Origin of the sequence: Chryseobacterium sp. W4I1 (assembly GCF_030816115.1) — a bacterium.
GTDB lineage: Bacteria > Bacteroidota > Bacteroidia > Flavobacteriales > Weeksellaceae > Chryseobacterium.
In genome coordinates, this window is the sequence record NZ_JAUSXQ010000001.1 from 2,928,499 (window position 1) to 2,953,294 (window position 24,796).

General features: G+C 35.4%; 29 protein-coding genes. 13 read left to right on the forward strand and 16 right to left on the reverse strand.

The genetic code is table 11. The features are described from left to right. Positions 1–53: 53 nt before the first annotated feature. The 3 genes from asnS to QF044_RS13660 all read right to left on the reverse strand — a co-directional run bounded on the left by asnS (position 54) and on the right by QF044_RS13660 (position 2,999). Positions 54–1,502: an asparagine--tRNA ligase gene (gene asnS / locus QF044_RS13650; RefSeq protein ID WP_307268236.1), complete on the reverse strand. Its 1,449-nt coding sequence runs from the start codon at positions 1,500–1,502 to the stop codon at positions 54–56. A gap of 259 nt (positions 1,503–1,761) precedes the next feature. Continuing rightward, positions 1,762–2,361, reverse strand: coding sequence for a CDP-alcohol phosphatidyltransferase family protein (locus tag QF044_RS13655; protein WP_307268239.1), 600 nt, complete (start codon positions 2,359–2,361; stop codon positions 1,762–1,764). Beyond that, a complete protein-coding gene (locus QF044_RS13660) occupies positions 2,358–2,999 on the reverse strand; it encodes a hypothetical protein (RefSeq protein ID WP_307268241.1) in 642 nt (213 codons plus the stop codon). Before QF044_RS13660 ends, QF044_RS13655 begins: the two co-directional genes overlap by 4 nt. A 106-nt stretch (positions 3,000–3,105) precedes the next feature. On the opposite strand from QF044_RS13660, the gene QF044_RS13665 reads away from it, so the two are divergent. The 4 genes from QF044_RS13665 (at position 3,106) to QF044_RS13680 (ending at position 6,548) form a co-directional block, all read left to right on the forward strand. Beyond that, the gene (locus QF044_RS13665) at positions 3,106–3,489 is read left to right on the forward strand and encodes a hypothetical protein (RefSeq protein WP_307268244.1); all 384 of its coding nucleotides are present in this window, start codon (positions 3,106–3,108) and stop codon (positions 3,487–3,489) included. A gap of 13 nt (positions 3,490–3,502) precedes the next feature. Continuing rightward, positions 3,503–4,033, forward strand: a complete 531-nt coding sequence (locus tag QF044_RS13670) for a hypothetical protein (RefSeq protein WP_307268246.1) — start codon at positions 3,503–3,505, stop codon at positions 4,031–4,033. Position 4,034: 1 nt separating this feature from the next. Beyond that, complete coding sequence (locus tag QF044_RS13675; RefSeq protein ID WP_307268250.1) at positions 4,035–4,838, forward strand: helix-turn-helix transcriptional regulator; 804 nt, start codon at positions 4,035–4,037, stop codon at positions 4,836–4,838. 66 nt (positions 4,839–4,904) lie between these two features. Beyond that, a complete protein-coding gene (locus QF044_RS13680; RefSeq protein ID WP_307268252.1) occupies positions 4,905–6,548 on the forward strand; it encodes a serine hydrolase in 1,644 nt (547 codons plus the stop codon). Positions 6,549–6,628: 80 nt separating this feature from the next. Here the strand turns inward: QF044_RS13680 and rimM are convergent, their stop codons facing one another. The 5 genes from rimM to QF044_RS13705 form a co-directional block, all read right to left on the reverse strand. Then, positions 6,629–7,171, reverse strand: a complete 543-nt coding sequence (rimM, locus tag QF044_RS13685; protein WP_307268254.1) for a ribosome maturation factor RimM — start codon at positions 7,169–7,171, stop codon at positions 6,629–6,631. A gap of 9 nt (positions 7,172–7,180) precedes the next feature. Beyond that, on the reverse strand, positions 7,181–7,744 hold the full coding sequence (locus QF044_RS13690; RefSeq protein ID WP_307268256.1) for a 30S ribosomal protein S16: 564 nt from the start codon (positions 7,742–7,744) through the stop codon (positions 7,181–7,183). Between the two features lie 133 nt (positions 7,745–7,877). After that, on the reverse strand, positions 7,878–8,393 hold the full coding sequence (locus QF044_RS13695) for a nitroreductase (RefSeq protein WP_307268258.1): 516 nt from the start codon (positions 8,391–8,393) through the stop codon (positions 7,878–7,880). 158 nt (positions 8,394–8,551) lie between these two features. Continuing rightward, the gene (locus QF044_RS13700) at positions 8,552–9,001 is read right to left on the reverse strand and encodes a hypothetical protein (RefSeq protein ID WP_307268260.1); all 450 of its coding nucleotides are present in this window, start codon (positions 8,999–9,001) and stop codon (positions 8,552–8,554) included. Between the two features lie 243 nt (positions 9,002–9,244). Further along, complete coding sequence (locus tag QF044_RS13705) at positions 9,245–9,775, reverse strand: SRPBCC family protein (RefSeq protein ID WP_307268263.1); 531 nt, start codon at positions 9,773–9,775, stop codon at positions 9,245–9,247. 278 nt (positions 9,776–10,053) lie between these two features. Between QF044_RS13705 and QF044_RS13710 the strand changes: the two genes are divergently transcribed. From QF044_RS13710 to QF044_RS13720, 3 genes are all read left to right on the forward strand, one after another. Then, complete coding sequence (locus QF044_RS13710) at positions 10,054–12,111, forward strand: M3 family metallopeptidase (RefSeq protein ID WP_307268265.1); 2,058 nt, start codon at positions 10,054–10,056, stop codon at positions 12,109–12,111. 196 nt (positions 12,112–12,307) lie between these two features. Next, a complete protein-coding gene (locus tag QF044_RS13715) occupies positions 12,308–12,937 on the forward strand; it encodes a hypothetical protein (RefSeq protein ID WP_307268268.1) in 630 nt (209 codons plus the stop codon). Between the two features lie 73 nt (positions 12,938–13,010). Beyond that, positions 13,011–14,045, forward strand: a complete 1,035-nt coding sequence (locus tag QF044_RS13720) for a leucine-rich repeat domain-containing protein (RefSeq protein ID WP_307268270.1) — start codon at positions 13,011–13,013, stop codon at positions 14,043–14,045. A 19-nt stretch (positions 14,046–14,064) separates the two neighbouring features. Here the strand turns inward: QF044_RS13720 and QF044_RS13725 are convergent, their stop codons facing one another. Next, positions 14,065–14,442 (reverse strand): helix-turn-helix domain-containing protein, encoded by a 378-nt coding sequence (locus tag QF044_RS13725; RefSeq protein WP_307268273.1) that lies wholly within the window; start codon positions 14,440–14,442, stop codon positions 14,065–14,067. Between the two features lie 84 nt (positions 14,443–14,526). Between QF044_RS13725 and QF044_RS13730 the strand changes: the two genes are divergently transcribed. Beyond that, entirely contained in the window at positions 14,527–15,351 is an 825-nt protein-coding gene (locus QF044_RS13730; RefSeq protein WP_307268276.1) for an alpha/beta hydrolase family protein, read from the forward strand. A gap of 44 nt (positions 15,352–15,395) precedes the next feature. Here QF044_RS13730 and QF044_RS13735 read toward each other — a convergent pair whose 3' ends face one another. Continuing rightward, on the reverse strand, positions 15,396–15,785 hold the full coding sequence (locus QF044_RS13735) for a helix-turn-helix domain-containing protein (RefSeq protein WP_307268279.1): 390 nt from the start codon (positions 15,783–15,785) through the stop codon (positions 15,396–15,398). Positions 15,786–15,885: 100 nt separating this feature from the next. Here QF044_RS13735 and QF044_RS13740 point away from each other — a divergent pair, with 100 nt between their 5' ends. Further along, positions 15,886–16,551, forward strand: coding sequence for an NAD(P)H-dependent oxidoreductase (locus tag QF044_RS13740; protein ID WP_307268282.1), 666 nt, complete (start codon positions 15,886–15,888; stop codon positions 16,549–16,551). A 39-nt stretch (positions 16,552–16,590) separates the two neighbouring features. Here QF044_RS13740 and QF044_RS13745 read toward each other — a convergent pair whose 3' ends face one another. The 3 genes from QF044_RS13745 to QF044_RS13755 are packed head-to-tail and all read right to left on the reverse strand — an operon-like array spanning position 16,591 to position 17,964. Continuing rightward, the gene (locus tag QF044_RS13745) at positions 16,591–16,983 is read right to left on the reverse strand and encodes a cupin domain-containing protein (RefSeq protein WP_307268285.1); all 393 of its coding nucleotides are present in this window, start codon (positions 16,981–16,983) and stop codon (positions 16,591–16,593) included. Position 16,984: 1 nt separating this feature from the next. After that, on the reverse strand, positions 16,985–17,374 hold the full coding sequence (locus QF044_RS13750; RefSeq protein WP_307268287.1) for a tautomerase family protein: 390 nt from the start codon (positions 17,372–17,374) through the stop codon (positions 16,985–16,987). A gap of 47 nt (positions 17,375–17,421) precedes the next feature. After that, a complete protein-coding gene (locus QF044_RS13755; RefSeq protein WP_307268290.1) occupies positions 17,422–17,964 on the reverse strand; it encodes a Crp/Fnr family transcriptional regulator in 543 nt (180 codons plus the stop codon). Between the two features lie 200 nt (positions 17,965–18,164). Here QF044_RS13755 and QF044_RS13760 point away from each other — a divergent pair, with 200 nt between their 5' ends. From QF044_RS13760 to QF044_RS13770, 3 genes are all read left to right on the forward strand, one after another. Next, complete coding sequence (locus tag QF044_RS13760) at positions 18,165–18,365, forward strand: YqaE/Pmp3 family membrane protein (RefSeq protein ID WP_307268295.1); 201 nt, start codon at positions 18,165–18,167, stop codon at positions 18,363–18,365. Between the two features lie 144 nt (positions 18,366–18,509). Next, positions 18,510–19,586, forward strand: a complete 1,077-nt coding sequence (locus tag QF044_RS13765; protein WP_307268297.1) for a serine hydrolase — start codon at positions 18,510–18,512, stop codon at positions 19,584–19,586. Between the two features lie 76 nt (positions 19,587–19,662). Next, positions 19,663–20,784 carry a TlpA disulfide reductase family protein gene (locus QF044_RS13770; RefSeq protein ID WP_307268300.1) on the forward strand — a complete coding sequence of 374 codons (1,122 nt, stop codon included), beginning with the start codon at positions 19,663–19,665 and terminating at the stop codon, positions 20,782–20,784. Between the two features lie 8 nt (positions 20,785–20,792). Here the strand turns inward: QF044_RS13770 and QF044_RS13775 are convergent, their stop codons facing one another. Together QF044_RS13775 and QF044_RS13780 are read right to left on the reverse strand one after the other, a co-directional pair. Then, positions 20,793–22,202, reverse strand: coding sequence for an MFS transporter (locus QF044_RS13775; protein WP_307268302.1), 1,410 nt, complete (start codon positions 22,200–22,202; stop codon positions 20,793–20,795). A 40-nt stretch (positions 22,203–22,242) separates the two neighbouring features. Further along, positions 22,243–22,806 (reverse strand): TetR/AcrR family transcriptional regulator, encoded by a 564-nt coding sequence (locus QF044_RS13780; RefSeq protein WP_307268304.1) that lies wholly within the window; start codon positions 22,804–22,806, stop codon positions 22,243–22,245. Between the two features lie 278 nt (positions 22,807–23,084). Here QF044_RS13780 and QF044_RS13785 point away from each other — a divergent pair, with 278 nt between their 5' ends. After that, the gene (locus tag QF044_RS13785; RefSeq protein ID WP_307268307.1) at positions 23,085–23,708 is read left to right on the forward strand and encodes a hypothetical protein; all 624 of its coding nucleotides are present in this window, start codon (positions 23,085–23,087) and stop codon (positions 23,706–23,708) included. 13 nt (positions 23,709–23,721) lie between these two features. On the opposite strand, the gene QF044_RS13790 is transcribed toward QF044_RS13785, so the two are convergent. Further along, positions 23,722–24,738 (reverse strand): NAD-dependent epimerase/dehydratase family protein, encoded by a 1,017-nt coding sequence (locus QF044_RS13790; protein ID WP_307268310.1) that lies wholly within the window; start codon positions 24,736–24,738, stop codon positions 23,722–23,724. Between the last annotated feature and the right edge of the window lie 58 nt (positions 24,739–24,796).

Consider the following 24,796-nt stretch of genomic DNA (forward strand, 5'->3'; position numbering starts at 1 on the left):
CTATTAGAAAATAAAAAAAGCCTTAATTCTCACATTAAGGCTTTTTTATTGGTCTAGAATTCAGCACTTTTCGGTGTTCTAGGGAAAGGAATCACATCTCTGATATTCGTCATTCCTGTTACGAAAAGAATCAGTCTTTCCAACCCTAATCCGAAGCCTGCATGCGGCACAGAACCGAATTTCCGGGTATCCAAGTACCACCAAAGTTCGTGCTCATCTACATGCATTTCTGCCATTTTCTGTTTTAGTACATCTAATCTCGCTTCTCTTTCCGATCCTCCGATGATCTCCCCGATTCCCGGGAAAAGAACGTCCATTGCGGCAACGGTCTTGTTGTCATCATTCAGTTTCATATAGAAGGCTTTGATCTCTTTCGGATAATCGAACAATACTACCGGGCTTTCAAAATGCTTTTCAACCAGATATCTTTCGTGTTCAGACTGAAGATCCGTTCCCCAGTTTTCAACCGGATACTGGAATTTTCCTTTTTTATTTTCTTTAGAGTTCATTAGGATCTCGATGGCTTCTGTATAGCTTACACGTTTGAAGCGCTTAGCAATAACATTCTGAAGTTTTTCGATAAGCCCTTCTTTTGCTCTTTCTTTTTCCGGTTTTGTTTTTTGCTCTTCCTCAAAACGTTTGTCAAGGAATTCAAGATCATCTTTACAGTTGTCCAGAACATACTGGATCACATATTTTAAGAAATCTTCCGCAAGGTCAATATTATCTTCAAGATTATTGAATGCCACTTCCGGTTCTATCATCCAGAACTCAGCAAGGTGTCTTGTAGTGTTGGAGTTTTCTGCACGGAAAGTAGGTCCGAAGGTATAAATTCGCCCCAATCCCATTGCTGCAGTTTCTCCTTCAAGCTGTCCGGAAACCGTTAGGTTGGTCTTTTTACCGAAAAAATCCTGTGCAAAATCTATTTCGCCGTTTTCCGTTCTTGGCATATTGTTCAGGTCAAAGTTTGTAACTCCGAACATTTCTCCTGCTCCTTCCGCATCTGCACCTGTAATTACCGGTGTATTGATATAGAAAAACTGGTTTTGGTTAAAAAATGAATGCACCGCAAAACTTACTGCGTGACGCACTCTGAAAACAGCCCCGAATAAATTCGTTCTGAATCTTAAGTGGGCCTGATCTCTTAACACTTCAAGCGAATGTTTTTTAGGCTGAAGAATCGTTTTATCCCTGTCTTCCGTAAAGTTATCTCCTAAGATGATGATCTTTTTCGCTACAATTTCCACATTCTGTCCGGCTCCCTGGCTTTCTACCACTTCACCGATCACCTTTAGAGAGGCGGCCGTACTGATCTTACTGATGATCTCCTCGTCAAAATTTTCAAAATCAACAACAATTTGCAAATTATTGATCGTAGAACCATCATTAAGCGCTATAAAGCGATTTGCACGGAATGTTCTTACCCAACCGTAAACCGTAATGTCATGATGTAATACTTTCTTGTAATCCTGTAGGATTTCCTTAATGGTCTGCTTTTTCATTTGTTGATTATAAATTTTCGTATAAAATTAACGTCTGCAAAGTTACAAAAAAACAGCGCAACTTAATGATTACGCTGTCTTTTAAAAAAATCATTTATCAATAAATTCAATCTAAAACTATGCTCTAAATATTATTTAAGCTCAGTTCGGGTAGTTGCAGATTACTTCATGTTACTAATCTTAATATCCTTGTGAAGTTTTTAAACCTTGACAAGGATTCATCTCAACTTCACTTTCTAAATTCCTTTTCTTCGTTTCTCTAATTAAAAAACACTGTTTTCTTCCGTTGTTTTCCGCATCGGATTTTCCAGGCATGATAGGAACTCGGTACATCATACTGCCATTTCGGAAGAATTAAAATAATCAGGATCACATCGATATGTGAAATAAATCCCAATCCTACTGTCAGATAAAAAGCCCATCCGGTCTGCTGAAATCCAATTAAATAAGTAAAAGCAACGAGTAAACTCAATCCCCACATTTTCGATAAAAAAGCGTGAGTACAGGTTTCTTTACCGAATTTCCAGATACTGACGATGTAGCAGAGTGCTTCCATAACGAAGATTATAAGGATTCCTAGCCATTCATTTTTAATTAAGTCAGGATTCAGGAAATAAGATGCGAATCCTAGTGAAAGCCAGAATATCAAATCGGTCTGGCTGTCTAATCTTCTTAATTTTTCTGACGAAACACCAACCTTCCGGGCAATAATTCCATCGAAAATATCTGTTAAAAGTCCAAAATACATCAACATTAAAATCAAAACACTTGCTTCTACTCCTTTAAAATAAGCTAACGACAGAATAACCGGAGCAAGGAGAAATCTGGTTGCTATAAGCAGGTAGGGTATCTTTTTCATAACTTTTTATTTTTAAAATTCCAATTGATCAAAGGCATTTTTCTTTTTTCATTTTCATTCCAGAAACCAATTTGTATTCCCCTGGAATCTTTGCAAACATTGATTAAAGCCACCTGAACACCTCTGCATTTCTGACTTACATTCGCAATCGTGGAAATAGCCACGCCCTGTGTTGTATGATGAAAATTGTATAGCGGTGATACTGCAAGTCCATTGGTCACTGAAGGCGCACCAATATTACTGGATAGACTTAATTCGAGTCCGTTGGTGACAGTAGGTTCCATATTGATAATGGAAAGCTGCATTCCGTTAATCTCATTCATTTTATCCGGCAGATGATCTGAACCAATGTCATTAATTCCCCAATTATCAATGGTAGTAATATTGACCAGAAACAATACAGGAAAGAAAATTCCCAACCCATTAAATCCTAGCCCAATCCCATTGATTTTCTTAGGTTGTATTTCCTGATCAATTTCATCATAATATTTAATCAGCATTCCATTAACGTTTTTAGTTTCTTTTGAAGGCGAAAAGCCAATAAGTCTGGGCTTATCCGATCTGATATATAAACTATCCTGAGCACTGACCATACTTCCTGCAAAGAGGGAAAACATGATCATAAAATTTATTTTCATAACTCATTGTTTTAAAATTATACTTCAAAAGTATCTGTGAAAAACATGAATCTGAATGTGAAAAAAAATTAAAATAAAGAAGTACATTTGTGAAAATCACAAAACCATGTATCAGGAACTTTTATTAAAGGAAATTCGTAGGAAAATTGGTGATAAATCTCTGAATGATGAGATTGCCAATATTCTCAATATAAGCTACGATGCAGCGCACAGAAGAACCTCTCTGAAGGCAAAATTCAGTTTTGAAGAGGCTTTGAAACTGGCGAAATATTATCAGATCTCCCTTAATCAGTTCATTACTTCAGACCGTCAGCTTGTAGTTCAGAAAACCTCAGCCGTGGACAAAACGGAAGATTTGCAGTCTTTTTTTCAGAATAATCTCAGTATTTTTGAAAGCCTGCCGCTTTCTGATGAAATGACGATTTATTATTCAGCGAAGGATATTCCGTTTTTTTATACACTTTCCGATACATTACTTTCCCGTTTTTAAAATTTATGTCTGGATGAATTTGCTTAATGCAAAACAGGTTTTCATCCCCTTTCTGGAATTTTCGCCACCTTATTTTGAATCCAATACCCAGGAACTGAAAAAAAAATATGAAGCTCAAAATGTGGTAGAATTATGGAATAACAGGACCATTTCCAGTATTTTACAACAGATTTTGTTTTATTACGAAACCGGGCTTTTACAAAAAAATGAAGCTGAAATTATTCTTAAAGAACTGAGAGAACTTATAAAATATGTTGAAGAAAAGACAGAAAGTAACCCAAAATTTCAATTGTATGAAAATGAACTGATGCATCTTTCCAATGATATCTTTTTTCATCATCCGCAACAGTCGCTTTTTGCTATACCTACGAATATGTTTGGTTATATATTAGTTAATGATCCAAAAACCTGCAAGGAAACTTATAATTATTTTGAGCATCAGATCAAAAATTCAAAATCACTGAATACTTCCGGAAACCGGGACAGAAAAATATTTTTTAATAAAATGTTTGAACAGATTGAACATTTAAAACAAAAACTATAACATGAAAAGCCTCTATAATGGTGAATTTTTTGGGAGAACCAATGAAACAGTTCGTTTCGATGGGCTGACCATTACGGATACAGAATACACACATCCGTATGTAGACTGGCATTACCATGAAAATGCTTATTTTACTTTTCTGCTGCAGGGAAATATGACGGAAGGAAACAAAAAGGAAACCTATGATTGCCAAGCAGGAGCACTGCTTTATCATCATTGGGAAGATGCTCATTATAACATTAAACCTGATATTTTTACGAGAGGATTTCATCTTGAGGTCACTGAAAACTGGTTTGAAAAATTCCAGATCTCCAAAGACAGTATTGAAGGAAGTTTTAATTTGAAAAACCCTGCTCTAAAATTGTTGATGTATAAGATTTTTAAAGAAGCGAAATTGAATGATATTTCTTTTGAACTGTCTGTTCATGAGCTTTTACTTAATATTTTCAGTGAGTTATCAGGTAAGGTTCAAAATTCTGATAAAAAACCAGGTTGGGTAAAAAAAATTGATGAAATACTCCATGAACATTTCACGGAAAAGTTGAGTCTGGCAGATCTTTCTAAAACGATTGATATTCATCCGGTTCATTTAAGCCGTGATTTCCAGAAACATTTTCAGTGTAATCTGGGAGATTATATCAGAAAACTGAAGATCAATAAATCTTTAACTCTTATCAATTCCCATCGGTCTTTGGCCGAAGTAGCGCTGGAATGTGGTTTTGCAGATCAAAGTCATTTCATCAGGTCGTTCAGAGAAAATATGGGAATCACTCCTTTGCAGTATAAAAATCTTCTGAAGAAATAAGAATGTTAATTTCATTCTATTTTTTCTAGTAACTACTTTCTATTTTTGTTCATATAAAATATTAAAATGAAATCTATTCTATTATTTATCATACTCTTGGTTTCAGGAATTTCTTTTGGACAGGATAAAAATATTACTGAGCCAGAAGTCATCACAAATCCTGTTCACAAAAAATATGCTAACCAAATTATTTTCCTGGATAAAACTGTTTCTCCGGACCAAATAAAAGAATCGGATTTTCTAAAGCATCTGGTATTTCAGGAGGATAAGGATCTTGACATCCGTATTTTCATGAATAATTCCCTGATTAATTATTTACACCAGATCGATCCGTCATTGTCTGCTGAAGAATTACTTAAAAAAGGAAATTATCAATTCAATTTCTTTGTTGACGAAAAATTAATTTATACTGAAAATTTAAATACAGGAGCTGGAAAACCCGAAGATAAAAAGAGCAAAACAACTTTTAGAATTCCATTATTAAGTTCAAAAAACGAAGATTCCTGGGGAAAATATATGTGGATGAGATTTTACCTGGGCAATGGCGGAATTGATGCATTAGGTGAAGGCAATCATCTTTTAAAGATTGAAATTAAACCTTATCTGCAAACGACATCTTTACAGGTTGGACAGACGATTGCAGCAGGTGAAATTCATTTGACAGTTCCTCACAAAAATATTTCAGAAGAGCAAATTGCTATTCAAAAAACAGCACCCAACAGTGGATGGAAAGTTTCTGATGAAAAATTGAATGAGGAAAAGATCAGGCTTTTAAATAGAAAAATCGCAGAGAACAGATTCAGAGATATTACAAGCATTGTAGTGATCAAAAATAACAAGCTTCTTCTGGAAGAATATTTCAGCCAGTCAGGAAGAGATTCCCTGCAGGATACCCGTTCTGTTGGAAAATCTTTTGCTTCGGCTTTGATGGGCATTGCCATTAAAGATGGATATTTTAAGGGCGAAAATCAGATGCTGAAAGAATTTTATGACCTGAAACAATTTAAAAATTACTCGTCCAGTAAAGATAGTATGACGATTAAAAGCCTGCTGACCATGAGTTCCGGTTTTGACGGAAATGACGCGGATGAAGAATCTCCCGGAAACGAAGAGAATATGTATCCTACTGAGAATTGGGTGAAATTTGTACTGGATTTACCTGCTACAGAAAACAAACCCGGTGAAAAATGGAGCTATTTCACTGCAGGGGTAGTGTTGACAGGAGATATCTTGGATAAAAAGGTTCCTAATGGCCTGGAAAACTATGCCGAAAAAAAGCTGTTTCAACCTCTTGGAATTACGAACTACAAATGGCAGTTTACCCCGCAACAAAAGCCCTCTCTGGCCGGCGGACTTCGTATGAGAACGTTGGATTTTGCAAAATTCGGGCAGCTTTACAAAAATAACGGAACATGGAATGGTCAATCTATTATTGATAAAAATTGGGTAAAGAAATCTTTCACGAATTATTTCACGGATAATACAGATTTTGAAGGATATGGATATCTGTTCTGGAGAAAAATTTATAAAGTTGGAAACCGCAATTTTGAAGCTTATCAGTCCAGCGGAAATGGAGGAAATAAAATCATAATATTCACAGAAATTCGGGTTGTGATCGTAATTACAGCAAAAGCCTACAACAAACCTTACGCTCATCCACAGGCAGATAAGATAGTACAGGAATATCTTTTACCTGCTATTGATGAATAGTGGTATCAGTATAGAATAATAAAGATATTGATTATTGAAATGTACTAAGACAAATCATCAGCTGATTTGCTTTTAGCAAATTACTCGTCTTTTTTAGAGGAAACTAAAAAAACGTCGATAAGTCCTTCAGGAAGCTGCATTTTGATGAATCTTTCATCTCTGTTCACTTCAAGGATCCAGTCTTTGATGATAGGAATCACCACTTCTTTTCCGTCCAGATTGGTTACGAAATAGTTTTGGGCAGTCTGGTCGTTGACAGATCTTATGACCCCACATTCATTACCATTTTCATCAAGGATATCGAAGCCAATGATCTCATGGTAGTAGAATTGTTTCCCGGAAAGTTTGGGAAGTGAGGCAAGCGGTAAGTAGACACTTTTCCCTAAAGACTGGTCTACCAATGCCTCGGAAGAATTTTTAAAGGCCAGGTTAAGCGCATCATTTTTACTCCATGATGTTTTTTCAATAAAAAAAGGAACCAATAATCCGTTGATTTCAACGAATATTGATTCCAATTTATTGTAAAGCTCGGGTTGATCGGTATCCAGTTTAAGGATAACGTTTCCCGCAAGGCCATGTCTGCGTGTGATTTTTCCTAATAAATAGCAATCTTCTTTACGCATACAGGTTTATTAAGCTTCAGTGTTTTCTTCAGTTTCAGCAGCAGGAGCTTCTCCTTCTGTAGCTTCTACAACTTCTTCAGCAGGTGCGTTAGCAGCTTCTTCAGCAGCTTTAGCATCAGCTTCTACTTGTGCAGCAGCAGCGATTCTAGCATCGTTTACTTTAACTTCAGCTTCTAAAGCAGCTTTCTTAGCGTCAGCCTGAGCTTTAGATAAACCTTCTACTTTACCTTGTACTTTTTGTTCTTTAGATTCTAACCAAGCAGCGAATCTTTTTTCAGCTTCAGCTTCATCAAAAGCTCCTTTAGCAACTCCACCTTGTAAGTGTTTTTTGTAAAGTACTCCTTTGTAAGAAAGAATAGCTCTTGCAGTATCAGTCGGTTGAGCTCCGTTGTTTAACCACTTTACAGCAGAATCAACGTTCAAATCGATAGTCGCAGGGTTAGTAATTGGGTTGTAAGTACCTAGCTTTTCGATGAATCTACCATCTCTTCTAGCTCTAGCATCTGCAACCACGATGTGGAAAAAAGGCTTACCTTTTTTACCGTGTCTTTGTAATCTGATTTTTACTGACATAATGTTGTGAATTTTATGGGAACTCGTCCCAGTTAAATATTTAAGAGTGCAAAGATAATACTTTTTCTGATATGTTAATATGCTGATGTGATAATTTGTTGATTTTTCTGTTCCGCATGATCATAGCAACCGATTATTCTGCTACATTACCCATATAGAAAAGTCCCAGACATTTTTGGTTTTCCTCAATAGTCAGCGAATCTTTCAGGTGATTAACAATTGCCGGAGAACTCCAGTAGCAACCTACTTCATTGGCGGTACACGTAAGGTACATATTCTGTACAGCCATTGAAACAGCAGCAATTTCCTCCCATTCCGGAACCATACCGCTGAAATTGACTACAATGGAAATGACAGCATCTGATTTATTGATCTTAAAACCAATATCCTGATACTTTTTTTCTAAAAAGGTCTGTTCCGGTTGGGTAGCTTTATAGATAGCCTGCATTTCTGAAGCTAAGGCTGCTTTTTCTTCCCCTTTGAAAATTTTGAAACGCCAAGGTTTTGTACGCTTGTGATTCGGGGCCAGCGTCGCTGAGTGTAAAATTTCTTCAATGACCTCCTGAGGTATTTCGGTTTCAGAATAATCTTTTGGGAAAATACTTCGTCTTTGTTCTATTATATCTTTTAGAATTTCTGCTTTGTTCATAGGTACAAAATTACGAAAAACTGACCTTTGAAAATTGTGAATTAACAGTTAATTATCAATTAAAAATCTTGTTTTTATTATTAAATCAAAATATCATTTAAAACCCAGTTTCACACCATCAATACATGATACATTTCTACATTATACTTTATACAATACTAAAGCACTTCTACAATCTCCTGATGAATATTGTTTAAGGTAAAAGCATCACCGCCTTTCATTCCCATCATTTTTTTCGCCATCGGACTTTCAGGAGAAATAGCATAAAACCGGTCACCTTCAAAAAAGAATTCTCCCAGAGAAACAGAAATATAGAAACGGGCTTTGTTGGTGATCACCAGTGAACCCAGCTGTATTTTTTCCGTGGATGTATTCAGAACTTTTGACATATTTCTTTTGAGATCATTAAGAGCTCCCAGCTGGCGTTGCATCTGGTAGATTTCTTCCTGCATCTCCTCTCTCATACTGTCATATTTTGGAGTCTTTTTTATATCACGACTGGCTTCCAGAGTAAATTCGATAAAATTTTTAAGCTTTTCTATTTTTTCAGAGATAAGTGTTTTGACATAATCTCTTATATCGCTTTTTACAAATATGATCTTCTCCATAAAATCTAATCTTTACATAAAGATAATAATTTTTTAAAATAATATTGATATTTTCATATTTCATAAAACATACCAATATTGCAAAAATAACCTGCACGATAAAAGAAAATAACTTCTTTGTGGAAACCGGGAATAATGGGAGGGAACTTCAGATCACTTACAGCAAATTCATTTATTTATCAACATTGATTCCTAAGAAAGATACTATAAAAAAGCCTTGTGTTTTTACAAGGCTTATATTTTTTACTGTTCAGAAAGCTTTTTAAGATCTCCCAGTCCCTGATCAAACATTTTTTTCATATTCATGTCCATCATAGGTTTCATAATTTTCATCATCGTATTCAGCTCATTATCTATCGACCAGGTCACTTTTGTTCCGCTTCCTTCAGAAGTCAAAATAAAGTTCGCAACAGCATCCCCTTCAAAAGGTTTGATAAAATGGAGCTTGGTGACTAATTTCTCATTCGGTACAATTTCCGTAATAGACTGTTCGCCCTCTCCTACTTTATCATTGCCTTTCCAGTGATAAGAATCTCCTATTTTGTCGCCGTTCCCGGAATAAGTGATCACAATACCTTTATCAGCCTTGGAAAAAGGATCCCAGACATTATATTCTTTCAAAGAGCCAACATGCTGCCATACTTTTTCTTTTGGAGCATTGATTACTACTGATTTTTCAAAGTGATAGTTTTTACTGAAGGCCAGCATTGCAACAACTGCGTACAATACAGCTAAAAGAATGATTACGCCAAGAATTTTTAAGAGTGTTTTCATAGTTTTTATATTTTGAGTTAATTTTTTAATATTCTTAACCACAAAGTATTTAAGTCCCTAAAAATTCACTTAAGATGAAAATCTGATTTTCAGAGCTAACAGATTGTGGCTTATTGTTTTCAAAATTAGTCATTCCAACTACCTGAGCTCTTTTCATATGACAAGATTAATAAAGATAAAGTATTTTTGTCACATCTTGGCGTCCGGGCATTATTTTTGCCGCTTTCAGCTTTGATTCTCCAATGAATCATTAAATTTACTTATCTAAAAATCGAAATATGAATATTTTAACAGAGAGATTTAATACCCCATATCATGCAGCTCCGTTTACTAGTATCAAAAATGAAGATTTTCTTCCCGCATTCAAAGAACTGATCAAAAGTTCTGAAGCTGAAATTGATGCTATTGTAAATAATTCTGATGCGCCCACTTTCGCAAATGTGATTGAAGCATTAGCTTTTTCCGGAGAACAGCTGGATGTGGTTTCCAATATCTTTTTCAATTTGAATTCTGCGGAAACCAGTGATGAAATCCAGCAGATTGCCCAGGAAGTTTCCCCGATTCTTACTGAGTATTCTTCAAAAATCTCTCAAAACGAAGCTTTATTCAATAAAATCAAAAAAGTATACGACGAAAAAGATCAATATGATCTTAATGAAGAGCAGGAAATGCTGTTGGAAGAAACCTACAAGGGCTTTGTGAGAAGCGGTGCCCTTCTGAATGATGCGGACAAAGAAAAACTACAGAAGATTGACATGGAACTTTCTTTAAAATCTCTGCAGTTCGGGCAGAATGTTTTAGCCTCTACAAATGCTTATTTTAAACATATCACAAATAAGGAAGACCTTGCCGGAATTCCTGATGCTATCCTTGATCAGTATGCAGAGGAAGCGAAGGAGAGGAAGCTGGAAGGCTGGGTAGTTACATTACAGTATCCAAGCTATATCCCTTTCATGACGTATGCTGAAAACCGTGAACTGAGAAAGGAAATTGCTTTGGCAAGCGGCAAAAAATCTTTTGACGGGGGAGAATTTGACAATCAGGAACTGATTAAAGAGCTTCTTAATTTAAAACAACAAAAAGCAGAACTCTTAGGCTATCGAAACTATGCAGACTATGTTCTGGAGGAAAGAATGGCAAAATCCCCGGTAAAAGTTCTTGATTTTTTAAATGAACTTTTAACAAAGGCTAAACCTTATGCAGATCAAGAGATCGAAGAATTAAGATCATTAGCCAGGACAGACGGAATAGAGGAATTGCAGAGCTATGATCATGCTTTCTACGCTGAAAAACTCCGCAAACAGAAATATGATTTTAATGATGAAGAATTGAAGCCATATTTCCCATTGGATCAGGTGCAGGATGCTGTTTTCGGGCTTGCAGGAAAGCTTTTCGGACTTCATTTTAAGGAAAGAAATGATATCCCGAAATACCATGAGGATGTGAAAGTATATGAAGTTTGGGAGACCGGAAGCGGGAAAAATGAAGATGGAAAAGAGCAGTCAGAAGGGAATTTCAAAGCTTTGCTTTATGCAGATTATTTTCCAAGAAAAGGAAAAAGAGCAGGGGCATGGATGACCAGCTATAAAAGCCAGTATAAAAAAGACGGTGAAAATTCCCGTCCGCATATTTCTATTGTCTGTAATTTCAGTAAGCCTACAAAAGATACTCCTAGCCTACTGACATTCCAGGAAGTGACGACCTTATTCCATGAATTCGGTCATGCGCTTCACGGAATGATGGCCGATACGCAATACCCAAACCTTTCAGGAACGTCTGTAAAGTGGGACTTCGTAGAGCTTCCATCACAGTTTCTGGAGAATTTCTGCTATGAACCTGAGTTCCTGAAAACATTTGCCAAACATTATAAAACCGGCGAAGTGCTTCCTGATGAAAAGATCGAAAAGATTGAGCAGTCTAAAAACTTTATGGAAGGTTACCAGACGATGAGACAGCTTGGTTTCGGACTTCTGGATATGAATTACCACACAAAAGTTGCAGAACTGGCGAATGAAAGCGTGAAGGAGTTTGAGGATAAGTATACAAAGGCAACAACGCTTTATCCTATTAATCCTGAAACAGCGATGAGTCCAAGCTTTTCCCATATTTTCCAGGGAGGATATTCTGCAGGCTACTATTCTTACAAATGGGCGGAAGTTCTGGATGCAGATGCTTTCCAGTATTTTAAAGAAACAGGGATCTTCAATCCTGAAACGGCTGCAAAATACAAGATTCTTCTTTCTTCAGGGGGAACAAAAGATCCGATGGAGCTGTATAAAAGCTTCAGAGGGAGGGAGCCGAAAGTGGAAAGTTTACTAAAAAGAGCATTTGGATAATTATCTGAAGATTTCACAGAAAAAACTTATAATAAAAATTATTAAAAGAGCTGCTGATTTGCAGCTTTTTTTAATATAAGCAAATAGGTGTAGATTGGATTTGTTTAATGTGTAAATTTGGCAGGTAAGTGATATTTGGCATTCCACCTTCAAAGTCAAAGCTTATTATTTAATAATGATATATAGAAACAAAAAAATGAAGAAATCACTTTTATATATTCTATTGATTTTGTTTTCAGCACCTGGTATTTTATATTCACAAAATATCAATACTAAAGACAATTTTAATGTTCTCATAAGAGATGAGGAAGGAGACTTAAACCGTGACGGAAAGATGGATAAGGTGATGGTATATATGGATACCGTTAACACTACGAGACCTTTAAAATTACAGATTTTCCTCTCCAAGCCTAATGGAAAACTGGATTTAGCTGTTTCTTCAACGAAAATAATTGAGTCCATGTATCCCCTTGAAAAAAATGGAAAGTACAACGGATTCCAAATTCCGGATTTTTTTATTGAAAACGGGATTTTAACAATGCGGAGTGAAATTAAAGGAGGAAATATTACTTTCGATTTTAAATATCGCAATGGCAATTTTGAATTAATTAATGTAAAAAAGTTGACTAATAATTCGACCAAAGGATATGTTAACGAATATACAGTATTTACAGAAACTAATTTTAACCTAATTACAGGGCTTAGAACGGAAACTGATGATAACTTAGGTTCAAAGAAAATATTAAATAAAAGAAAAAAAACTGTACTGATCAGACCATTGCCTAAAATACAGGATTTCAAATTTTCGGATATGTATTTATATTAAAGAGCAACGTATTGACTGCTTACCAAATTTAAAACAATAGATTATAAAACAGGAATAACCATATAACAGCATTATGAAAAAACATCTTTTCTTTTTAACTTTCTTTCTTATCACAGCCCCTTTTTATGCACAAAAAAAAGGCAAGAGCAAAAATCCACCTCCTCCCCCTAAAGAGCAAATCATTCCGCCATCTATAAGTGAGGAGTCCGGAGCATCCGGCGATAATAATATGTCAGTGGTAATGCCTGCAAGTGATTTAACCAGAATTAATGCAACAAAAACGAATGGGCAAAAAATCAGGATCAACCAAATAAATGAGTTGGAAAATCTTGATTTTTCCCAAGTGAAAGAGCTGTCAATTAGTACAATGATGTCTGATCAATCTCTTGACAACAGAATCTTACAAAAAATACTCAATGAGGCCAATCAGCTGGAAGCTTTAGAAGTTGCTAATTTCAAAATAGAAAAGTTCCCTGAAATTAAAGCCCAGAACCATCACCTGAAAAAAATAGCACTGGATAAAAATGATTTGAGAACTATTCCCGAAAGTATTTCAAATTTAACTGCATTGGAAAATTTCAGTTCTGGTAATCCTTTACGCGAACTCCCAGCTTCTTTTTCCCAACTTAAAAACATCAAAGAATTAAGTTTGAATTACACAGAGTTTTCAGAATTTCCAAAAGTTATTTTCAGCTTAAACAAATTATCTTTTTTATATATTTCAGGAAATTATAAAGGGAATATAAAAATAAAGGAGCTCCCGGATATGTTCCATGAATTACCTGAACTTAAAGAGCTGGGAGTTACCAATGCTTCTCTTTCTAAATTGCCGAAGTCTTTTTTGGGACTCAAAAAATTAAAGAAGGTTAATTTCTCAAACAATCAGTTCACCGAATTTCCAGAAGTTCTGGCTGCCAATCCAAAACTGGAATTTGTACCTTTTACCAATAACCCTCTTGAATGGAGTGTCTTTTTAGCTTCCATTAAAAAAATAAAGTGGAGAGGCTTATTTTTCTTAAACGAAACAGGTTTTACTAAAAAACAGTACGAAGAAATTCAAAAGATTCTTGCCAAAATAGATGTTTATTATGATGGGATGAATGATTAAAAGGAATATCACAAAAAAACTACGCCATAGGACAAACTGTAATTTCTTTTCCTTCAGCATAGGTTTTTCCCCAATCACACAGGCTTTCCAGAATCGGAATTAAGCTTAAACCTTTATTGGTTAAGACATATTTAACGCCGGCAGGAACGGTGTCGGGAATTTCTTTTTTGACAATCACGGCATGAGTTTCCAATTCTTTAAGCTGCCGGCCTAAGACCTGTTCGGAAATATTCGGTAATTCCTTTTTCAGGAGGTGAAAACGGTTGTTTCCCTGTGAAATAGAATATACAATTTGTGACTTCCAACGTCCGCTAATCATAGCAACCGCTGAATTGAGCTCACAAACCTGAAATAAAAACTGTTCGTTCACTGCATTGGTGGAATTTTCTTTGCGCATAGATATCGTTTTAACGGCTCACAATTTTGTTCGTTATTGTATACGATCAGTTGGTTGCCGAATTTTGTAATAAAAATACGAAATATGAACAAAGCCATACTGATAATGATCGGATTATTAACAGCAATTTTATCGAAAGCACAGGAAAAATGGATTATAAAGTCAGACTATTTAGTATCATCAGACCCGGTTTTAGTCTTTAAACCAAAAGCATACAGCAAATCAGAAAAATATCCTCTGGTGTATCTTTTACATGGTTACAGTGAGAATTATAAGCAATGGTCGCAAACTACAGACTTACAAAAGTTAGCTGATCAATATGGTTTTATCATTGTCACACCAGACGGTTTTACTTCCTATTATATTAACAGTCCGGTAAATAAAAAGTCGCAGTATGAGGATTTTTTCTTCAAGGAATTGGTTCCGAAAGTACATCGATCGTTTAATATTGACGATAAAAATATTTTCATCAGCGGATTGAGTATGGGTGGTTACGGAGCCTTGCGGTATTTTATTTCACACCCTGATTATTTTAATACAGCAGGTTCCACAAGTGGAGCGTTAGAGCTTGATTATCCAAATTTTCAGAAAGTCAGTCAGCATTTTTGGCAGACCAACAGACTGATCGATGATCTGACAACAAATATTGGTGATCCCAAAATGGTAAATTGGAATCAATACAGTATATCAACCCTTTTGACACAGCATCCGGATTTTAAGAAAGCATTTATTTTTGATTGTGGTACGGAAGATATTTTATACTCAAATTCCCTAAAATTAAAACATCAGACCGAAAGCCTGAAAATCCCGGTTACTTTTATCAGCCAGCCTGGAGATCATAATACAGAATACTGGAACAGGTCTATTGATCATCATTTTGTATATTTCAAACAACATTTGAAAGAATAAAAAAACTACTGAAAATTATCTGAAATAATAGAAAAAAGTAAAACTTAATTTGACTCTTTTTCAAGTCCATTAATAAATTCTCCATTTTCGGTAACCACCTGATTACCCCATTCCGTGATCGCTTCTAAAACAGGAACAAAAGTTTTTCCAAGGGCAGTTAAGCTGTAAACCACTTTAATCGGTGGTTTTTCACCATGCACTTTTCTTGATACTAAACCGTCTTTTTCTAGTTGCTTCAGCTGTAAACTCAGCGTCATTTCGGTAACTGATGTGAGTTCTTTACGAAGTTCGTTATATCTTTTAGACCCGTCTTTCAGGTGATAAAGAATAACCGCTTTCCATTTTCCGCCTACCAGATCCATTGTAAGGCTTACGGTACAGGGATATGTTTTGCCCTTTAATTTGACATGATCGCCAATACATTCTGTTTTCATTTCAGTTTTATTTAGCCTATCTGTTTAGATAGTTATTGCAAATGTAGTGTACTAAAAATAATTTTGTAACTCAATTAATTATAGTACAAAATTCGAAATTATGAAAATACTGATCATCCTTGCTCATCCTGAAGAAAAAAGTTTCAATGCAGCTATGTTCAACACTGCAATCAAAAGTCTGGAAGAAGCAGGTCACGAAGTGAAAACTACCGATTTATACAAAAAAAATTATCAGCCGGTAAGCGGAAAAGAAAATTTTTCCCAACTCAATAATCCCAATTATTTTAAACAGCAGGATGAGGAGTTATTTGCCGTACAGCAATTTACATTAATGCCGGATATTGTATCGGAACAGGAGAAAGTTGAATGGTGTGACATCCTAATCTGGCAATTCCCTTTATATTGGTTCTCGGCTCCTGCTATTCTGAAAGGTTGGGCGGATAAAGTTTTTACTATGGGCAAATTCTATGATAACGGAAAAATTTTCAGCAATGGTTTTTCTGTTGGAAAACAAGCAATGCTTTCTGTGACAACCGGCGGTCCTGAAAAAAATTATACTGATGACAAATATGGTGATATAGATTCCATTTTATTTCCAATACATCGTGGCATTTTTGAATTTCTCGGCTTTTCAGTTTTGCAGCCGGAAATTGTTTATTCTGTGGAAAGGCTCACTGACGAAGAAAGAAAAACTCATTTAGATAATTGGTCAAAAAGACTGATCAATATTGAGACAGAGATCACAAAAATCAAGATGATCAATTAACCAATGAAAGTATAAATTTTGAAATTTTCACAGCAATTATTACTCTAATTCAATAAAATAACGGTCCGCTCCATTATGTGATAGTGGAGCAACGGCCAATAGTTTTACACTTTCCAATTGACTATTTGAAATTTCGTGCACGGTATATGCCTGAATTGAAAATGTGTCTCCGGCTTTTACAATTTCCTTTTTTATCTTTTCAATTTTTCCGTTGTGGAAATTACCGATCCTAATGACCGCTTCTCCGGAAATAATATAATAAAATTCAATTCCTTCCTTATGATAATGTGCTGGTAAAGTCTGGTCTTCTTCGAGCTCTATGATGAATAATGCCATATCTTCGCCGCCTGTCAGTAAAGCTACTTTCTGCATCATCACTTCATCTTTTGAGATATTCTCTAAAGATTCAAACGCATTTACAATTTTTATCATTTTAAATATGATTAAAGGTTTGCAGTTCACCGTTTCCAAAAGACCAGTTTTCTTTGACGTTCTCAGTTAATACAACAATGATTTCCTGGGGATTTATTTGTGTTGATTTTTCAATATTTAAAGCAATACTTTTATACAAATTCTTTTTTTGCTCAACGCTTCTGCCTATCGATGCAGTGATGTGAACAAAAAGTATGGCTTCTGTATGCTTCACTCCCAGATAGGTTTCAGGATAACGGAGCTGTCCAGGTTTAACGCTTTCAATGATATGAAAATAATCATCTTCAGGAACATTAAATTCCTTTATTAAAGCTTGATGAATTGATTTTGAAATGAGATCCTGAGTCTCTTGATTATATTTTTCGGATAATGTAATTCTTACTAATGGCATTGCAGTATATTTTAAAGGTTCACTGCAAAATTCTGTAAAAACATTGATTATTTATCTTGATGTAGGTCAAGACTTTTTAATCTCGATAGAGTTTCCGGACGGATTTTAAGGAATGAGGCGATAAGATACTGTGGAAAATCCTGTTCAATATTACTCCGTTGAGAAAGCAGTTCCAGATATCGCTCTCTGGCTTTCAGTTTGATAAGAGAAGTTTCTTTAAAACACTTATTGATAAACAGATGGTCTGAAATTTCCTTAAAAACAAAAGCCCATTCCTGCTGTTGCAAAAGTTCATCATATTTCACTTTGTCAATAACATAAAGTACAGCATCTGAATACACTTTAATGGAACCTGGAGACGGAATACCTGTTAAAAAACTTCTGTACGAAGTAATAACGGAGTTTTTGCCATACAGTTCACTCACAATGAAATTACAATCTGCATCTTCAAAATAGCCATATAAAGTACCGCTTTCTACAATTCCGATACAATCGCAGACTTCGCTTTCTTTTATGAAAAAGTCGTTCTTTTTTAGTTCGGTTTTTTGACCAGTCTGTATTATTTTATTGATCAGTTCATTTGTTAGCATGTGACAAATTTAAAGAAGTTGGATCAGAAAAAGATATAACAATCAATTTTACACAATGTTTTTATTTTAACAGCTACAACTCTATAAAACCTTAACGAATATAATTTTTTCGGATATAAGTGAGGTACTTTTTTCAGAATATCAGTTCAATAACAAAAAAATATGATAATTTTGGATTAATATTTTCAAAACTAAGCATCATGTTACTTGCCATTTTACTTCCTTTTCTATCCTTTATACTCCGTGGAAAAATTATTACGGGTATTATCTGTCTGATACTACAAATTACTGTGATCGGTTGGCTTCCAGCAGCAATTTGGGCTGTTCTGTCTCTGAATAATGCAAGGGCCGAACGACGCAATGAAAAACTGATCCGTACCATTAAAGAAAACCGGTACTAGAAAATTTAAAGGCTGTTTAAAGTTCCTATTTAAAATTCCATAAACATATAATTTATTTAATTAAATGTTTTTCCATTATCATTATATTGTATAACATAGTAATGAAAATAAATCATATCTTTGCATAACAAACAACACCATTTTATGCAATCAAAAAATATTTTCTTATGTCTGTTTTTTATTATATTTTCATTCAAAACAGCTGTTGCCCAAACGTATGAAAAGAAAATAGACAGTCTTATTTTCACCGGATTTGGCAACAAAAATGAACCAGGCGGAACTTTTCTGATCGCCAAAAAAGGAAAAATCCTATACCGGAAAGCTTTTGGAAAGGCCAACCTGGAACTGGATATCAATATGACTCCTGAAAATGTTTTCCAGATCGGTTCTATGACTAAGCAGTTCACGGCTGTAGCTGTTTTAATGCTGGAACAACAGGGAAAATTAAGGGTCAATGATCCGGTTTCTAAATATATCAAAGACTATCCTTCGGGAGATAAAATCACAATCCATCATCTGCTGACGCATACTTCCGGCATTAAGGATTTTACGAAGATGAAAGCTTTATCAACTATCGCACAGAAGGAAATGAAACCTGAAATGATGGTCGATTTTTTCAAAAATGAACCTGTGGACTTTGCTCCCGGAGAAAAATTTGAGTACAATAATTCGGGATATGTAGTGTTGGGATATATTATTGAGCTGGTTTCCGGACAGACCTACGAGGATTTCATCAAAAAAAATATTTTCGAAAAAGCAGGAATGGCTCATTCTTATTATGCTAGCGATCGCCAGCTTATTCCTAAGAGAGCTTATGGGTATCACCAGAAAGAGTATGGATTTGTGAACAAAACCGTAATCAGCTTCAGTGTCCCTTTTTCATCAGGTTCCCTGATGTCTACGGTGGATGATATGTTGAAATGGCAGCAGGCTCTGAACCAAAATATACTGCTTAATGAAGTTGAAACTAAAAAAGCTTTTCAGAAATATAAATTGAATAGCGGTGAAGAATTCACCTACGGCTATGGCTGGCATCTGAAAGAGATTGATGGAATTCCGGACAGGGAACATGGCGGTAGTATTTTCGGGTTTAAAAGTATGGGTGTTTATATTCCTTCAGAAGATATTTATGTAATTGGATTGAGCAGCTGCGATTGCCACTCTCCAACAGAGATTGTAAGAAATATGGCAAAGATGACTTTACAAACGGTTAAAAAATAATCACTTGAATAATTACTGAATTATATAGATCTGATAAACAATAAATTTGTCCATCGAAGGATGAAATAATATCTTTATGATCCAATCCATAGATATGAAAAGCATTTCACTGATCGTATTATTTTTAGTAAGTAACTCTGCATTTTCCCAGGAACAATTCAAACTTGAACTGACTGCACCTGTATTTGAAAATGATTCAATACTATTAGCACCGCCACCCACTACCAAAAATATCATCTCACTTTATGATCTCCAACTCAATACAGGCAAAAATGTAAAATCTATCGGAAACTCAAAAGGTGCCCTCTTAAAGATTCAGTCCCAGAATACAATTAACGGAACTGTTCCCTGCCCTTTACCTGTGATGATCATGGGTCCAAAAGAGGACAGGAAAGGTTTCAACCAATCTAAATTATTTTTTATTGAGAATGATTTAAAAATTCATGTTATTGATAAAGAATTAAATTTTACACGATCACCGGATTCGAGGGTTAATAACGATTATAAAAAGCTGAAAGAATATCTTCAGAAAGTGGACGAAAAGCTTAAACCGTTTGAAAAAAATGATCCGGCAGATATTGAAAATAGAGACAAACTGCTAAAAGCCTATATCAGGAAAAATCCGGGATCTTTTCCTGCGTTCTGGGAAATTATAGATAATTTTTCAAAATATGGCTTTCACAAAGGGTACCTGGGAGATCTTCCATTATTTTCCAAAAAGGTAAAAGCATCATCCTGTTTTAAGGATTTTGAAAGAATATTATCTCTTGAAAACTCAACGAATGCGGGAGGAAACTTCCCTGAAATAGATTTTGGGACCGATGGCAAGATCACAAAATCCGGCTTTGAAGGTTATAAAATTACCCTGATCGACTATTGGTCTACCAGCTGTAAACCTTGTATCCAGGAACTGCCCGAGCTTGTGAAATTATATGAAAAGTATAAAGGCAGAGGTGTAAATTTCATAAGTGTTGCCGACGACAGGACTCAGCAAAGGATTGATCTGGCCAATAAAATATTCAAAGAGAACAATGTTAGCTGGAAAAGTTATTTCGACCTTAATAAAGAATTTACCAAAAAGCTTAACGCCGGAGGATATCCTCTTTTTATAATTGTAGACAGGGACGGAAAAATTCTTTCAAAAGAACTTGGTGGACAGGAAACACTGGAAAGTACTCTGGAACAGTATTTAAAGTAACCGCTATATCAATATTCAGACTTTTTAACAGGTAATATATGATCCGGAACTTTTAAAATTGAAAACAGAACAATAAGCAGACAAATTATATCAGCGGTTAAAGCAACTGAAAAAGCCTGGTGGTAATCCTTTGCCGACGGTTTTGTTCCAAGAAAGAAATAAAAAACGCTTCCTACTACAATAATTCCCACTATTGCCGCTGCCTGCTGAAAAGTATTATAAACTCCGGAAGCATTTCCGGCAAGCGTTTCCGAAAGTCCGGACAAGGCAATGTTAGCCAATGAAGGAATGATAGAACCAACCCCGATGCCATGGAAAAACAGCAACAGACAGAGCAGAAAAAAAGGAGTTTCCGCATTAAATAAAAAGATCTGCAGGATGAGAATCATGATGATGAACCCAAGACCGGTAATCAAAAACTTTTTTCCAAACCGTAAAATAATTTTTGAGGAAAACATAGACGCAATAATAAACCCAAGACCCTGAAAAACAATTATTTCTCCTGAATTCATAGGCCCGATATCCAATCCGTTCTGAAAAAACAGTGAAAGAATATAAAAGTAAGAATCCAGCATGATAAAGAAAAAGGAAACGGCGAGAATTCCGAGATTGAAATTTTTGTAGCTGAACAATTTAAAATCGATCAGATAAGGTTTTTGATGTTCTAATCTTCTCTTTTGATCTTTAAAAAAATAGATTAAAATAATTACTGAAACCAGGATAAGTAAAAGACTTTTAATTTGAATTCCCTTATGTTCAGACATAGTAAGCGCATAGGTAAAACAGAAGAGACCGGCAGCAAGCACCAAAACACCAATGAAATCAAAAGTATTTTTTCCACCCGGAATTTTAGAATGAGTTAAAATCTTTAAACTGAAAAAAACAGCGAGAATACATACCGGAATATTAATCAAAAATATCAGTCGCCAGGATTCATCCATTATGGTCACTGATGAAAAATACCCACCTAAAAACTGTCCTAAAATAGTCCCGGCTCCAATAGTAATACCGTACCAGCTCATCGCTTTTATTCTTTCTTGATGTCCGGTAAACAGAATCTGAATTATCGAAAGTACCTGTGGAGACATCATTGCAGCACTGATTCCCTGGATAAACCTGGAAACCACAAGCAAAGCCGCACTGGATGAAAGGCCACAAGCAGCAGAGCTCAGCATGAAAAATACCAGTCCAAAGATAAAAATCCTTTTCCTCCCGTACATATCCCCCAGCCTTCCGCCTGTAATCAGAAATGAAGCAAAGCCGATAAGGTAAGAAGCAATCATCATTTGCATTTCTCCGTTGGACGCATGAAGGTCCCGCTGAATAGAAGGAATGGAGACGTTGATGATAAAGATATCCATGATCGTAAGGAGCTGACCGGATAATATCACTAATAATTTCAAGTATTTAGAGTTCATTTTTATATAGATATATCTATTTTTTATTATATAAAAAAAATTAAGGCAGCTGAACCTCAATCATTTTTTTGATCTGATCAAAAGCATCTGTGCTTTTATTGATTGTGGAAGTAACTACAGCTCCTTCTATCAAAAGGAAAATATTTTCGGTTGAAAGGTTTGCATCAACGTTTTTGATTTTTTCTGCATAATCATTCACGAGCTTTCTAATTATTTCCTTCTGTTTCAATTTGTGCTGTTTTACAAAATCAGAAACTACAGGACTGCTGTCTCCTATTTCCGAAACAATTTTGATGAAATGACAGCCTGCAAATTTTGCGGATTTCTGCAGATATTTGCGGTAATCGATCAGAGAAAGTATCTTTTCTCTGGGATCTGAAATTTTGGAAATGTGTTCTTCAAAACCTTTAAACCATTCAATCTCTTCTTTAATAAGATAGGCCTGAAGCAAATCATTTTTGGATGAAAAGTGATTGTAAAGTGATCCGATAGCAATGTCTGCTTCAGCAATGATCTGATTGATCCCGGTAGAATTAAACCCCTGTCTGTAAAACAGATCTGAAGCCACTCTGATAATCCGTTCCTGTACTTTCTCTTTTTTCATCTGAAAATTTTTACAAATCTACATAAAAAATAGATAAGTCTATCTATTTAAACAAATAAATAAGATGGCAAAAAATTCTAAAATAAGTATGATCTAAAAATTAACAAAAACGATAGATTTATACTATAAAACCCTGAAGAATATTAAAAAAAAGGCATTATACCTAATAAAACTTTAAAGTTAAATAATAATTCACTCCATAACATTTTTTAGGTTGGAGTCAGAACATATTTTGTATCTTTAGTTACCATTTGGAAAAGATCATGTGGTACAAAGCAATGGCAGAAGAACTTTATTTCCTGAAAACCAATCCCAATATTGCAAAGATCAATCTGTACAATAAGCTCTGTCGTGAAGAGGAAAATGTAAAAAAATTCCTTGAGAATGATGTGAATGTGAGTCTTGAGATTATTAAAAATAAAGTAAAAGATTCTGTGGAAAACCTTTCCAAAGAGGAGCTTTCATGTATTTTCAACTGGTTCACCAATGCCTACCCTTCCGACACTGAAGAGATCAAAACCCAGCTTTTCGTCCATGGCATTGATCTTTTTTACAAAATTCCGAAAGCAGAAAGTGTAAAAAATTTTCAGGAGCTTCTTAAAGATTATGAAAATTATTCCAAACAGAATCTGGATTTTATAACGGATGCCCAAAACTTCAACCAGTTCCTTGTTTACGGTTTATTTTTCACAGACATTGCTTTAAAAGAAAAAGGAAACTGTACCATTCTTTCCCATTATTTAAAAACAGATTATCCATCTCTGTATGCTTTTGCAGAAGAACAGTTCCGCTCGAAAAATTATGACCAGAATAATGATATGGAGCTGCAGCATTATTTCGGAGAGCTCTATGACCTGACAAAATTTTATAAAGGATCGATCATCAAGCTTCATACTACATAAAAAAGAGGCTTTTTCAAGCCCCCAGAAGATTTTTATTTTTCATAAGATAATCCATTGCTTCTTTTACCGCGGCCTTTGGATCTTTAGGATTAAATCCTAATTCATTTTTAGCTTTGGAAATATCAAAGTTCTGCTGCAATCCGGAAAACATGGCAATATCCTTCCTTGTCAATAATGGAGGCTTCCCGCTTAATTTGGCTGTCAGTTCCATTAATCCGGCAATCGTGTATAGCAAAGGTTTAGGAACAGCATTAGGGACTTTCAGATTGAGTTCGGGATATAGCTGGCTTGCTAAAATTGTTGTATCCGTGATTGTCATGCATTTTTCATTAGCCAGAATATAGCGTTCCCCGGACCGTCCTTTTTGGGCTGCCAGATAGCATCCTTTTGCAACGTCTTTTACATCGATCCAATTCAATGTAATTTTTGTATCTACAGGAATTTCTTTGTTCAGGATCAGCTTCAGGATATTGTATGAGACATTCAATGGAAAAAATGCCTCACTTCCGATCATGGCAGAAGGCATAACGGCAATCAGCTCAACACCATGTTTCCGAGCCAATTCAAAAGCCAGCCTTTCGCCGTCATTTTTAGAATTGTAATACATATCTCTCCGGTCCGGATTATATCCTCCATCTTCGCTGGCAGGGAGCTTTGTATAATTTAAAGCGGCGATGGAACTTACATAAACAATCTTCTTTACTCCTGCTTCGGCCGCAGCTTCTATGGTATTGCGTGTTCCGTTGATATTGACCTCGTAGATTTCTTTTTTGGGATCTTTTGCCCATAGTTTAAAAGAAGCTCCTACAGCATAAAAAGTTTCCACGCCCTGTAGTGCTTTTACAAAGGAAGTTTTGTCTGTGATATCCGCCTGCACTATTTCACAGTTAAGTCCTTCAAAAGGTTTTGTATTGTTTTTATTTCTTACAGCCGCCCGTACAGGAATACCTTCATTCAATAAAAGTCGTACCAGATTATTTCCCAAATGTCCGTTTGCCCCTGAAACCAGACTCAGATTATTGTTTGTCATTGCATTGATTTTAATGCTGTAAAGTTCATCTTCCAAGCATTAAAACCACTTGACTTTT